The 12,853-nt window shown below is 38.7% G+C and carries 11 protein-coding genes; 2 read left to right on the plus strand and 9 right to left on the minus strand.

The genetic code is table 11. The features are described 5' to 3' along the window. Positions 1-514 precede the first annotated feature (514 nt). From rseP to WJR50_RS24315, 9 genes are all read right to left on the minus strand, one after another. On the minus strand, positions 515-1,858 hold the full coding sequence (gene rseP, locus WJR50_RS24275; RefSeq protein WP_341295897.1) for an RIP metalloprotease RseP: 1,344 nt from the start codon (positions 1,856-1,858) through the stop codon (positions 515-517). 6 nt (positions 1,859-1,864) lie between these two features. Then, positions 1,865-3,034: a 1-deoxy-D-xylulose-5-phosphate reductoisomerase gene (locus tag WJR50_RS24280; RefSeq protein WP_341295898.1), complete on the minus strand. Its 1,170-nt coding sequence runs from the start codon at positions 3,032-3,034 to the stop codon at positions 1,865-1,867. A 9-nt stretch (positions 3,035-3,043) separates the two neighbouring features. Then, positions 3,044-4,543: a GH3 auxin-responsive promoter family protein gene (locus WJR50_RS24285; protein ID WP_341295899.1), complete on the minus strand. Its 1,500-nt coding sequence runs from the start codon at positions 4,541-4,543 to the stop codon at positions 3,044-3,046. Between the two features lie 71 nt (positions 4,544-4,614). Continuing rightward, positions 4,615-4,959, minus strand: coding sequence for a 50S ribosomal protein L20 (gene rplT / locus WJR50_RS24290; RefSeq protein WP_341295900.1), 345 nt, complete (start codon positions 4,957-4,959; stop codon positions 4,615-4,617). An 84-nt stretch (positions 4,960-5,043) separates the two neighbouring features. Beyond that, the gene (rpmI, locus tag WJR50_RS24295) at positions 5,044-5,238 is read right to left on the minus strand and encodes a 50S ribosomal protein L35 (protein ID WP_341295901.1); all 195 of its coding nucleotides are present in this window, start codon (positions 5,236-5,238) and stop codon (positions 5,044-5,046) included. Between the two features lie 44 nt (positions 5,239-5,282). After that, on the minus strand, positions 5,283-5,840 hold the full coding sequence (gene infC, locus WJR50_RS24300) for a translation initiation factor IF-3 (protein WP_341295921.1): 558 nt from the start codon (positions 5,838-5,840) through the stop codon (positions 5,283-5,285). A gap of 143 nt (positions 5,841-5,983) precedes the next feature. Next, entirely contained in the window at positions 5,984-7,921 is a 1,938-nt protein-coding gene (gene thrS, locus WJR50_RS24305; protein ID WP_341295902.1) for a threonine--tRNA ligase, read from the minus strand. Positions 7,922-7,934: 13 nt separating this feature from the next. After that, entirely contained in the window at positions 7,935-9,089 is a 1,155-nt protein-coding gene (locus WJR50_RS24310) for a tetratricopeptide repeat protein (protein WP_341295903.1), read from the minus strand. Positions 9,090-9,155: 66 nt separating this feature from the next. Then, positions 9,156-10,127, minus strand: a complete 972-nt coding sequence (locus tag WJR50_RS24315; protein ID WP_341295904.1) for an isoaspartyl peptidase/L-asparaginase family protein — start codon at positions 10,125-10,127, stop codon at positions 9,156-9,158. Between the two features lie 141 nt (positions 10,128-10,268). On the opposite strand from WJR50_RS24315, the gene WJR50_RS24320 reads away from it, so the two are divergent. Continuing rightward, positions 10,269-12,209, plus strand: coding sequence for an OmpA family protein (locus WJR50_RS24320; protein ID WP_341295905.1), 1,941 nt, complete (start codon positions 10,269-10,271; stop codon positions 12,207-12,209). A gap of 268 nt (positions 12,210-12,477) precedes the next feature. Next, on the plus strand, positions 12,478-12,708 hold the full coding sequence (locus WJR50_RS34240; RefSeq protein ID WP_445223484.1) for a Uma2 family endonuclease: 231 nt from the start codon (positions 12,478-12,480) through the stop codon (positions 12,706-12,708). Positions 12,709-12,853 lie beyond the last annotated feature (145 nt).

The following is a 12,853-nucleotide window of genomic DNA, read 5'->3' on the forward strand; positions in this document are numbered from 1 at the left end:
TGATTTGTAAAAAATTTTAAGAAAAATATTATAATTATACAATAAAGCACATCTTATCAGCTTTCTAGACATATTTTTAAAAACATCATTTATCATTATTATTGAATTGAACAGAACGCCTTAAAAAACAAATTTTATTGAAAAAAATTCAACCAAAAAGTAATTGTAGTATATTGAATTAAATAAAATCTTATTAAAACCATTTTATTTTTAAACTAACATCTCTTAAAACTTCCATCTAGTCACAGATTTGACTATTTCTGTTTGAAAGCTTAGTTTAAAGTGAAAAAGTCTACTCTCTAATTGCTATTTTTATTACCAAAAAAAATAAGAGTAATTCAAATCACTTATTACATATGTTAATTTGTACACATATCATGCAAAAGGTAACTTACTTTTATAAAATTTAATTTTTCTCATTCAACCCACTATTCATCCCTCCTTCTTTGATAAATAAAAAAGCCGGACAAGCCGGCTCTATTTGATATTATGTTGTTGTAAATTTAGTAATTGATTAGAAGATGACTTTAAAAATATCGTTAAAGATGGCAAAAGTCATTAGAGACAGTAAAAGTACCATTCCAACCTTTTGAGCTCCTTCTAGAAACTTATCAGAAGGTTTTCTTCCGGAAATAATTTCATAGGTAAGAAATGTAACGTGCCCTCCATCCAATGCTGGTATGGGCAGGAAGTTCATAAACGCAAGTACCATTGATAATAGGCCAGTAATACGCCAGAAACGGTACCAATCCCATGTACCTCCAAATATTTGGGCTATACCTATTGGGCCACTCAGCGATTTAGAAGCGGATACTTCTCCGCTGAAAATCTTCCCTAATGCCTTGATATTGATCCATACGACTTCAAATGCTTCCGTTGTACCTTTGGGAATTGCCTGGGCTAAGGTATAATCAGTTAAAGCCAAATCAACGAGACGCTCGGTATAAAAGCCTAAAGTACCATCTTCAGTTACCTCTGCATTCAATGTTACTGGATAATTGGCAGACTGTTCAGTATTTACATCGTCACCTCTTAAGACCTTTAAAGTTACTTCCTTACCGGCATTCTGAAGAAGTGCACTTTGCAATTCGTCAAAATAAGTAATTGCCTGATCGTTTACGCCTACAATCTGATCACCTGCCTGAAGACCTGCCTCATCTGCATTACTTCCTTTTTCAACTTTCGTTACCTTATAAGGAAACCTGTAGTCAATAAAATTGGAAGCAGACTCTTTATCCGACAATTTATCAATGAACCCACTTGGTATATGAACTTCAAGTATCTGTCCATTTCTTTCCACAGTATAGTAGCTACTATCCCCCAAAAATACATCTGCACCTACCAGATCCGGGAATCCTCTGTAATCTTGGCCATTCACTTTTACGATTTTATCTCCTGTTTCAAGACCAATTTCTTTACCCAAATCATAAGCTACGATGCCATGCTCTAAAATCTCTTCTTTAGGCACGTAAGACTCACCATATTGATAGGTTATTAAAATAAAGATGATAATACCAGTAATAACATTTACAATGATACCGCCCATCATTACGATAAGTCTCTGCCAGGCAGGTTTTGCCCTGAATTCCCACTCTTGTGGCTCTTCACTTAGTTTTTCAGTATCCAAAGACTCATCTACCATTCCTGAGATTTTTACAAAACCTCCAAGCGGAATCGCTCCTAAATTATATTCTGTCTCTCCGTACCTAAAACCAAAGATTTTAGGAGGGAAACCAATGTAGTATTGCTCCACACGCATACCAAAGACTTTGGCAGCTACCAAGTGGCCTAATTCATGCAATCCTACTAATATTGACAAGCCCAGTAAGAGTTGGGCGGCCATCACTAATGCTTCCATTAAATATTATTTGATTAATTCTTGAGCTCTAATTCTAGTTAATTTATCTGTCTCCACATAGTCGTTATATTCAGGTTGCGCAATATAAGGAACTTGCTCCATACAATGAGCAACTATGTCAGACATGTCTAGAAAACCAATATTATCTCTTAAAAATTCAGCCACCGCTATTTCATTAGCAGCGTTGAGAATACAGGGCATATTTCCTTTTTTTTCCAACGCTTCATATGCCAGGGCAAGATTACTAAAAGTATCGGTATCGGCCTTTTCAAAAGTTAAGGAAGGATAATCCATAAAATTGAATCGTGGAAAGTCAGCAAAAAGCCTCTCCGGATAGCTTAAAGCAAACTGAATAGGCACCCTCATATCAGGCAGTCCCATCTGTGCCTTTATGGACGAATCCTGGAACTGTACTAACGAATGAATAATTGATTGTGGGTGAACCACTACTTCTATCTGTTCTGTTCTCAATCCAAATAGCCATTTGGCTTCTATTACCTCTAGCCCTTTATTCATAAGAGAAGCAGAATCAATGGTTACTTTAGCGCCCATATCCCAGTTAGGGTGTTTCAGCGCTTCCTTTTTTGTTACTGTTTTAAGAAAATCTCTGCTTTTTCCACGGAATGGACCACCGGATGCGGTAAGGATAATTTTTTCTATAGGATTGTGAAACTCGCCTAATAAACATTGAAATATTGCAGAGTGCTCAGAATCAACCGGATAAATGTTTATACCTTTTTGTGCAGCAAGTTGTGTAATCAACTCTCCTGCTACTACCAGCGTCTCTTTATTGGCCAGGGCAATATTTTTACCTGCTTTTATCGCGTTGATAGTTGGCAACAAACCTGCATAGCCGACGGTAGCAGTAAGCACCAGATCAATACGCTGCATTTCAACAACCTGAGATAAGGCCTTCATACCAGCATATACTTTTATAGGCTGTGTACTTAATGCTTCACGAACATATGTATATAAAGACTCGTCTACTATGACTATGGCATTTGGCTGATATTGAATGCTTTGCTGTATTAGCAGATCAGCATTTGTATTAGCAGTGAGTACCTCAACAGAAAATTTTTCTGGATGAGCCTCTATTACTTCTAAAGCCTGAGTTCCTATAGATCCGGTTGACCCTAAAATAGCTACATGCCGCTTCTCCTCTTCATCTCTGATCATTTACAAGGCTTATTTTTTTGTAAAATCTATCAATAAATCAGCAATCTTTCGGTCGTTTGCCAAACGAGGCACCTTATTTTGACCACCCAATTTTCCCTGGCTTTTCATATATTCTCTAAATGCATTAGGCTGCAAAGGTATAATTTTCAAATTTCTTAAAATATTTCCTGATATTAGGTCATCGTAATAAGAATTCAACTTTTGCAGGTGTAAATTTAGTTCTTTTTCAAAGCCTTCCAAATCATGAGGGGGATGAGAAAACTCTACAAACCATTCATGTAAAGGTAATCCGCTTTCTGGATTGACTTGTGGAGCAACTGTAAATTCCACTATCTCTGTTTCAGTATACTTCTGACAAGCAAGATTCATAGCTTTTTCCACTTCTTCTCCTATAACATGCTCTCCGAAAGCAGATATAAAATGTTTGATTCTGCCGCTTACAACCAAACGGTGAGGATACTTGGAAACAAATTTAACAGTGTCCCCTATTGAATATCCCCATAGCCCAGCATTACTATTGATGACCAAAGCATAATTTACACCAATTTCAACTTCATGAATGCTGATTCTCTTTGGATTATCCTGATGAACCTGGTCTACAGGTATAAATTCATAAAATATTCCAGTATCAAGCAGTAAGAGTAAGCCTTCTTCCTGTTGAGAATCCTGATATGCAATAAAACCCTCTGAAGCGGGATAGGTCTCAATTGAATCTATTGGTCTACCTATTGATTCAAATATTTTTTTGCGATATGGAGCAAAATTTACTCCCCCGTACACAAAGACAGAAAAATTAGGGAACACCTCTCCTACTGGCTTACCGGTTCGCTCTATTATCCACTCAAAATACATTTGTACCCAGGGAGGAATACCCGAAATCAACGTCATGTCTTGAGTGATAGTCTCATCCACAATCTTGTCTAGCTTATCTTCCCAATCTTCTATGCAATTAGTGGCATAAGAGGGTAATTGATTGGTTCTTAAATATCCAGGTACATGATGATTGACTAATCCTGATAAGCGGCCAGTTGGTACTCCAGCCTTCTCATCAAGAGTCGGACTACCTGACAAAAAGATGAGTTTTCCGTCCAAAAAGTCAGATTTACCAGTTTTATGAACATAACTTAGCAATGCATTTCTTGCTGAGTTAATATGATTTGGAATGGATTCTTTAGTGATTGGAATATATTTAGTTCCCGAAGTAGTACCAGAAGTTTTAGCAAAGTAAGCAGGCTTTCCACTCCACAGCACATCCTTTTCACCTTTTAAAATCCTGTTTATATAAGGGGATAAAGCTTCATAATCTCTTACTGGCACAGCTTCCCTAAAATCCTCATATGTTCGGATATCTTTAAAATGATGATCTTTACCAAACTGAGTGTTTTTTCCTTTCTCTACTAAGTATCTCAGTATTTTTTCCTGTGACCTTTCAGGCTGCTGACTCCACTGTTTTTGTTGCTTTGCTATATACGCAGCAAAAGGCCTGCTTAAACTTGATCTAATTCCCATAAATAAAATAACACATAAAAAAAGCCCTAAACTAGCTAGGGCTTATTATAACTGAAAGTAAATATAATATGTTACTTCACTTTATCAACGATTGCCTTAAAAGCATCCGGATGATTCATGGCAAGATCTGCAAGAACTTTGCGATTTAAATCTATCCCCTGAGTTTTAAGTGCTCCCATAAACTGAGAATAAGATATCCCATACGCTCTTACTCCGGCATTAATTCTTTGAATCCAAAGCTGACGTATTTCTCTTTTCTTAGCTTTGCGATCACGGTAGGCATACTGCTGACCTTTCTCAACGGCATTTTTAGCTACTGTCCAAACATTACTTCTGCGTCCCCAATAGCCTTTGGCCTGTTTTAGGACTTTCTTTCTTCTCGCTCTTGAAGCGACATTATTGACTGATCTTGGCATTTCTTAGTTAAACGTTTTTGAGATATGGTGGCTTTTCAGCACTTATTACCAAACCTCTGGTGAACAAAAAAACCTGATGGTTCATTAAATGTTAAGCATATCTTTGATACGAGACTCATCTGACTTGTGCACGAGGGCAGCATGTGTTAAATTACGCTTCCGCTTGGTGGACTTCTTAGTCAAAATGTGACTCTTAAAAGCATGCTTACGCTTGATCTTTCCGGTCCCAGTCAGTTTAAATCGCTTTTTTGCGCCTGACTTGGTTTTCACTTTCGGCATCTTTACTTATTTATATGATTAATTATAATAAAAGACTAGAGATATTAACTTTTAGCTTTTTGAGGTTTGGGTGCCATCATTACCGTCATACGCTTTCCTACCAATTTTGGCATTTCTTCAACCTTACCCAAGTCTTCCAATTCCTGGGCGAACTTAAGTAATAACATTTCTCCCCTTTCTTTAAAGACGATAGTACGTCCTACAAAGTGAACATATGCTTTTACCTTCGCTCCATCTTTAAGGAAACCTTTGGCGTGATTAAGCTTGAACTGAAAGTCATGATCATCGGTATTAGGCCCAAAACGAATTTCTTTGACAACAGTTTTTTGAGATTTCTGCTTAATTTCCTTTTGCTTCTTCTTCTGCTCGTATTTGAACTTTGAATAGTCAATAATCTTGCAGACAGGTGGGTCTGCCTTGGGAGAAATCTCTACCAGATCCAGATTCTGATTCTGCGCCATTTTAACCGCAGTATCTATATCGTGAATCTCGTTGTCAGCATTATCGCCAACTACACGGACGAATTGTGCTCTGATTTTTTCGTTTATCTTGTAAGGCTCTTCAGTCCTTCTGACAAATCCTCTTTTCTTAAATTTGCTAATTTTCTACCTCCTTTGGTTTGTTAAAAATATATTTTGCAAATATCAAGTAATATTTACTATTATCAAAAAGCAATAACTATAAAATAATACAAAATAAGGCAAATAAAGTTTCACCATTACCTGATTTTAAAGATAATTAGAACCTAATTTTTTTGTGTTTGGCTCTGAAAGTAGCTTACAAACTCATCAAAACCAAAGCTTCCCACATCACCTTCGCCATGTTTACGTACAGACAATCCTTGCTCCTCCTGCTCTTTTTCGCCTACTATCAGCATGTAAGGAATTTTATTGACTTCTGCGTCTCTAATCTTTCTTCCAATCTTCTCATCCCTATGATCAATGATTCCTCTGATATCATGCTCGGCCATTTTCTGATGTATCTGTTCAGCATATTCAGCATATTTTTCAGAGATAGGCAATATTGTAACCTGCTCAGGTGCTAACCAAAGGGGAAGATTTCCACCCGTATGCTCCAACAAAATAGCAACAAAACGTTCCATTGAGCCAAATGGTGCACGGTGAATCATCACTGGACGATGTTTTTGGTTATCTGCTCCGGTGTAAGTCAGTTCAAACCTTTCAGGCAAGTTGTAGTCAACTTGGATAGTACCCAACTGCCACTGACGACCGAGGGCATCTTTGACCATAAAATCTAATTTTGGCCCATAAAAAGCAGCTTCACCATATTCTGTGACTGTATTTAAGTTCTTTTCTTCTGCCGCTTCTACAATTGCCTGTTCAGATATCTCCCAGTTTTGATCGCTTCCAATATACTTAGAATGATCCTCCTGATCCCGTAATGAAATCTGTGCAGTAAAGTTTTCAAAACCTAAGGAGTTAAACACATACATTACTAAGTCAATGACTTTCTTAAACTCATCTTTAACCTGATCCGGGCGGCAAAAAATATGCGCATCATCTTGTGTAAACCCTCTTACGCGAGTTAGACCATGTAATTCGCCGCTTTGCTCATAGCGGTAGACTGTACCAAACTCAGCAAAACGTATGGGTAATTCTTTATAGGAATGCGGCTTGCTCTTATAGATTTCACAGTGGTGTGGACAGTTCATGGGTTTGAGTAAAAACTCTTCATCCTCATTTGGAGTTTTAATTGGACGAAAAGAATCCTGCCCATACTTTTCATAATGGCCGGAAGTGACATAAAGCTGCTTCTGACCGATATGAGGAGAAATAACCTGCTCGTAGCCTGCCTTACGCTGAGCTTTTTTCAGGAAGTTTTCCAATCTTTCCCGCAGCAGTACTCCCTTAGGCAACCAGAGTGGTAACCCTGCACCTACTTTTTCAGAAAAAGTAAATAACTCCAGTTCCTTACCCAGTTTGCGGTGGTCACGCTTTTTGGCCTCTTCCAGCATTTCCAGATACTCTTTCAGTTCTTTCTGCTTTGGAAAAGTAATGCCGTAAATCCGAGTAAGCTGCTTGTTATTTTCGTCTCCACGCCAGTAAGCACCGGCTACATTCAGTAGTTTTACTGCCTTGATAAAGCCAGTATTAGGAATATGTGGTCCACGGCAAAGGTCAGTAAAATTCCCTTGTTTATAGAAAGTGATACTACCATCCTCTAATCTATCCAGCAGATCAAGCTTGTATTCGTCACCTTTTTCTTTATAATACTTAACAGCAGAAGCTTTGGTCATAGGAATGCGCTCATACTCATTCTTTTCTCTGGCAAGCTCCAGCATTTTTTGCTCAATCTTCTCAAGCTCATCGGAGCTGAATTCTCTGTCACCGAAGTCTACATCATAATAATAGCCGTTTTCAATAGGTGGTCCTATGCCCAATTTGATTCCGGGATACAGTGCTTCCAGTGCTTCAGCCATCAGGTGTGCTGAAGAATGCCAAAAGGTAGATTTTCCTTCGGTATCTTTCCAGGTCAATAACTGAACTTCTGAATCTTGCTCAATTGCACGGGTAGCATCCCAAACTTCACCATTTACTTTGGCAGCCAACACATTACGCGCCAGCCCTTCGCTAATACTTTGTGCTATTTCTAATCCACTAATTCCTTGGGGGTATTCTCTTTGTGATCCGTCAGGTAGTGTAATCTTGATTTCTTTACTCATATAAAATTTACTCTTACTGATTCTCAGGTTCGTCAGGCGTAATTGGCTGCAAGGGAGCCAATCCTTTTTTCATTTTTTCAAACTGTTCTTCCTGCTGCTTCTGCCACAAATATGCAACTTTTCTACGGAGATAGTCTAGTTCATCTACAGCTATTTTGTAAAGCTCCTGCTGTTGTAAGGAATCTTTTTCCAAAATCTCCTCATACTTTGTAATTGCCTGCTGATAATTTCTTCGGTTATCATAAATTCTGGCCTGAATAATAAGCGCTTCTTTGTCATTAGGACGAGAGCCGAGCATTTGATTGGCATAATAATCAGCTGAATCGTACCAGTTTTTTTGATAATACAACTGCATCAACTCTTTGTTGAGTAAAAACTGATCTATTTTTCCACTATCTTTTATTTTGTAGAAAATAGCGCTCGCACTATCTGTATTCCCTACCCTCTGTAAAATCTGAGCCTGCTGAAACAACAAACGATCACTTATATTCCCCTGCTGAGAGGCAAGGTTTTTATCCATATACATACGAGCCTTCTGATAACTCTGAGTATTCATATACATATCCACCAGTGCCTCATATACATCAGCTTTCGCTGCTCCAAATTCTAAGCTTTTGAGCAGCTGCGTCTCAGCCGATGCTGTATCTTTTCTGGAAGCTAATGCTTTACCCTTCATCAAATAGTTGTATGGATTTTTTGGCGCTAAAGCCAAGGCACTATCACTATATAAAAGTGCATCAGTATAATAATTACTGTTGAGGCTGGCCTGGGCTAATATTTCGTACAACTCTACTGAAGCGCCTCCAAAACGAAGTGCAGCCTTAGCATCATTGAAGGCCTCACGGTTTTGTCCTTTTTGCAAATGCACCTTAGCACTGGTCAGATGATACAGTGGGTCCTCGTCGTTCAGTTCTAAAGCCTTCCTTATACTCGCTAACGCATTGTTGGACTTATTCTGCTTCAGTAATAACTCAGCCCTGCGGTAATATGCTTCTGCATTATCCGGCTCTTCATCAATAATTTCGTTGACAACTGTTAATCCATAATCGTAATAAGAAGGATCAAAGTCAGGTAGCTCAGGAATTTGATGTTGCTCTGATTGAGCGCAGGAGCCTATCAGGCTACTGACTATAATGACCAATACGTATTTTGCGGGTAATTGCTTCAAGAAAAAATTCATTTGATAATTTGTTTCACACTTTATAACACAATTATCGTAGAAAACATTGGAAATTTAACGGTAAAAACTGCCTACATCTGTCATGGTATTCTTGTCTTCCGCATACATAGCATAATCAAAACCTTTGTGCAATGCATAAGATCCTACTTCCCCATTTTTACCGAGCGCCAGGAATCCGATCTGAATATCTTTGGCATTTTTCTGCTTGGAGATGCGCTTGATCGCTACCTCGCAGGCTTCTTGGGGGGAATAGCCCTGACGCATCAACTCTACAATAAGGTGAGCACCACATATTTTGATTATGGCTTCTCCCATACCGGTGGCAGTGGCTGCACCAATTTCATTATCAACGTACAACCCAGCTCCAATAATTGGAGAATCTCCTACCCTGCCATGCATTTTGTATGCCAATCCACTGGTAGTACAAGCTCCTGATAAATTTCCTGCTTCGTCCAGGGCAAGCATGCCTATCGTATCGTGATTTTCTATATTGATGATTGGTTTATATTCCGCTTCTTTCAGCCATTCCTTCCAGGCTTTTTCGGCCCTTTCGGTAAGCAAATTTTGTTTCTTAAAGCCCTGATCCAGCGCAAATTGTTGTGCGCCTTCACCCACCAACATCACATGAGGTGTTTTTTCCATTACCATTCTGGCCACCGACACTGGGTGTAAAATTTCTTCCAGGCAGGCCACTGCTCCACACTCGCCATTTTCATCCATGATACAGGCATCCAGGGTGACACGACCGTCACGATCGGGCAATCCGCCATAACCAACACTCAGATTGTCTTCTGCCTCTGTAACCCTTACACCAGCCTCCACGGCATCCAATGCACTGCCTCCCTGAGAAAGGATCTTCCACGCGCCTTCATTGGCCGCTAATCCATGACGCCAGGTAGAAACCACAACTGGTTTCCTGGCTTTATAAATTACTCTGTTACCAAATGTTGACCTGAAAGAGGTAAGTGGACCTATTCCAAAAGTAGCAGCAGAAATTTTCTTTAAAAACGATCTTCTTTGTGTCATGACAGGTTATAGCGTTAAATAAGTTGTGATTGTGTCTTTGTTAATCAAAGTTGCAGAAGCTTTAAAATTAGTGAATTCTCAGTGCTTTGGCACTGTTTGAACTTCAAAATCGTTGAATCCTCAAGCAATAAATGCCCAATTATGAAGAAAGGCCAAATTTTATTGATTCTTATTTTTATAGTTACGGCCCAGCTGTCATTTGCACAGAGGACTCAGGAATACACCACCAACTCTAAAAAAGCAATTAAATATTATGTTGAGTCAACAAACTATTTTATTCGCAGACAATACGGCCCCGCTCTTGAATTACTTAGTGCTGCAGTAAGAAAAGATGGCAACTTTGCTGAAGCACATCTGAGAATGAGCAAAATTTTTAAAGCCATGGGGGATGAAGCTAACATGCAGCATCATCTGCAGAAAGTAGTCAAATCGGAATACAACAACCCGAAATTTTCTGAAGCACATGTACTGCTGTCTGAAAAATACTTTGAGCAGGGTGATTATGATGAAGCCCGAAAACTCGCTGAACATATCGTCAATATGAAAGGGGCTCATAAATTGATGCAGGACGACGCACGATATCTATTGGCCAATATTGAGTTTACTGAAAAAAATATTGATCAACCGGTAGATTTTAAGCCTCAGGCAGTACAAGGTGGAGTCAATCAGTTGGGCTTACAATATTTTCCCGTGCTTACGGTAGATCAAGAAAGCATGATTTTTACCGGAAGAAGAGGTAGTTTGCCACAATACGACGAAGACATTTATATCAGTAAAAAACAGGCAGATGGATTGTGGTCTAAACCTGAAATTCTGTCCGAAAATATCAATACCAGGGCCAATGAAGGTACCTGCACCATTTCAGCGGACGGACGGACGCTTATATTTACTGCCTGCCAGGATAGAAGTGGCTTTGGAAGTTGTGACCTGTATATCAGTTACAAAATCGGAGATGAATGGACAGTACCCAAGAATCTTGGTAATAAGGTTAACGGCTCTTCCTGGGAGTCACAACCTTCTCTTTCGGCTGACGGCAATACATTATATTTTGTGTCCGACAGAAAAGGTGGGCATGGACGTAGAGATATCTACGTTACTTACCGTAATGATCAGGATGAATGGTGTGCTGCGGAGAATTTAGGTAAAGCTATTAATACTCCCAGAGATGAAGTATCTCCATTTATCCATGTCAATGGGCAAACGCTGTACTTTGCCTCCGATGGTTTACCCGGCTTTGGTAAATTTGACCTTTATGTTGCTGAGAAGCATGAAAGTAGCTGGACCAAACCTACAAATCTGGGCTACCCTATCAATACCAAGGATGACCAGGCATCTCTTTTTATCACAGCAGATGGCAAAGATGCTTATTACTCAAATGAAGAAAGGCAGGGTGACAGATACGTCAGCAGCATGATCTATACTTTTGTAATTCCTCAGGAGATCAGAGTTACCAATAGAAGCAGTTATGTGGAAGGTGTGGTGTATGACGCAGTGACCCAAAAGCCAATCGGAGCAACTGTTGAACTAATGGATCTGAATAAACAGATAAAGATTTCTGATGTAAATTCTGATCCCAAAAACGGTGAATATCTGATGGTATTGACTGAAGGGTCAGAATACGCACTGTATGTAGATAAAGAAGGCTATCTTTTTCAAAGTCTGGCTTTCAACTATGCTGAAAAAGGAGACATAAACATTCAGGAACCTAAGCATATTGATATCTACTTACAACCCATCACCAAGGGCAAAGAAACAGTGCTGAATAATATTTTCTTTGATGTAGACAAGTATAAGATCAAAGAAATCTCTAAACCCGAACTTAACAAAGTAGTCAACTTTCTTCAGGAAAATCCTGAGATAAGCATTACTATTAATGGGCATACCGATAATCAGGGAAGTGCTGAATATAACCTGGATCTTTCTTCTAAAAGGGCAAAAGCCGTATACGATTATATTGTTCAAGCCGGAATCTCTGAAGAAAGGCTACAATACAGAGGTTACGGTCAATCTAAACCAGTTACCACTAATGATACTGAAGAGGACAGGCAAAAAAACAGAAGAATTGCTTTTGAAATAATATAAGCTGATTTCTTTTTTTTGTTAGATTAAATAAAGAATAGAACTACTATGGAAACTATCATTGCCCATTCAGAAGAACTCATAACTGCCGAGCAATATCTAAAATAAGAAAGAGCCGGAATACGGGAAAAAGATGGTAAGTATGAGTTTCATCAGGCTAAAAAAATCTTTATGGGAGGTGCTACCAAAGAACATAATGCTATCTCTACCAATTTGACAGGTCTTATCTGGTCATTTAGCAGAAATAAAGATTATCAGTTGTACCATTCTGATATGCGCACCTTTACTCCTTAAAAACCAACAGTTACTTTTTCCTGATCTTGTTATGGTTAAAGGTGAGCCTCCGTTTCAGGAGGATACTTTTGACAATCTCCTTAATCCTTATCTGATCATTGAAATTCTGTTTAAGTCCACTTCCGGTTTTGATAAGGGTGATAAGTTTTCAGCTTACCGAAGTATTGATTCTTTGGAAACTACATCACGGTTTCCTCTACCTCTCTGATGATAGATCACTATCGTAAAGTAAAAGAGAATGAATGGAACATATTGATCTATTCTGTGAAAGATGAACAAATTACGCTGTTTGATAGGGGCCTATCTTTATCTTTGACTGATATTTATAGAAATGTCCGCTTTACTACTAAAAG

The organism is Catalinimonas locisalis, assembly GCF_038039535.1.
Taxonomy (GTDB): Bacteria; Bacteroidota; Bacteroidia; order Cytophagales; family Cyclobacteriaceae; genus Catalinimonas.

Excerpts from the sequence above, each read along its gene's own strand:
- rseP (WP_341295897.1), bottom strand. The coding sequence starts at position 1,858 with ATGGAAGCATTAGTGATGGCCGCCCAACTCTTACTGGGCTTGTCAATA.
- WJR50_RS24280 (WP_341295898.1), bottom strand. The coding sequence starts at position 3,034 with ATGATCAGAGATGAAGAGGAGAAGCGGCATGTAGCTATTTTAGGGTCA.
- WJR50_RS24285 (WP_341295899.1), bottom strand. The coding sequence starts at position 4,543 with ATGGGAATTAGATCAAGTTTAAGCAGGCCTTTTGCTGCGTATATAGCA.
- rplT (WP_341295900.1), bottom strand. The coding sequence starts at position 4,959 with ATGCCAAGATCAGTCAATAATGTCGCTTCAAGAGCGAGAAGAAAGAAA.
- rpmI (WP_341295901.1), bottom strand. The coding sequence starts at position 5,238 with ATGCCGAAAGTGAAAACCAAGTCAGGCGCAAAAAAGCGATTTAAACTG.
- thrS (WP_341295902.1), bottom strand. The coding sequence starts at position 7,921 with ATGAGTAAAGAAATCAAGATTACACTACCTGACGGATCACAAAGAGAA.
- WJR50_RS24315 (WP_341295904.1), bottom strand. The coding sequence starts at position 10,127 with ATGACACAAAGAAGATCGTTTTTAAAGAAAATTTCTGCTGCTACTTTT.
- WJR50_RS24320 (WP_341295905.1), top strand. The coding sequence starts at position 10,269 with ATGAAGAAAGGCCAAATTTTATTGATTCTTATTTTTATAGTTACGGCC.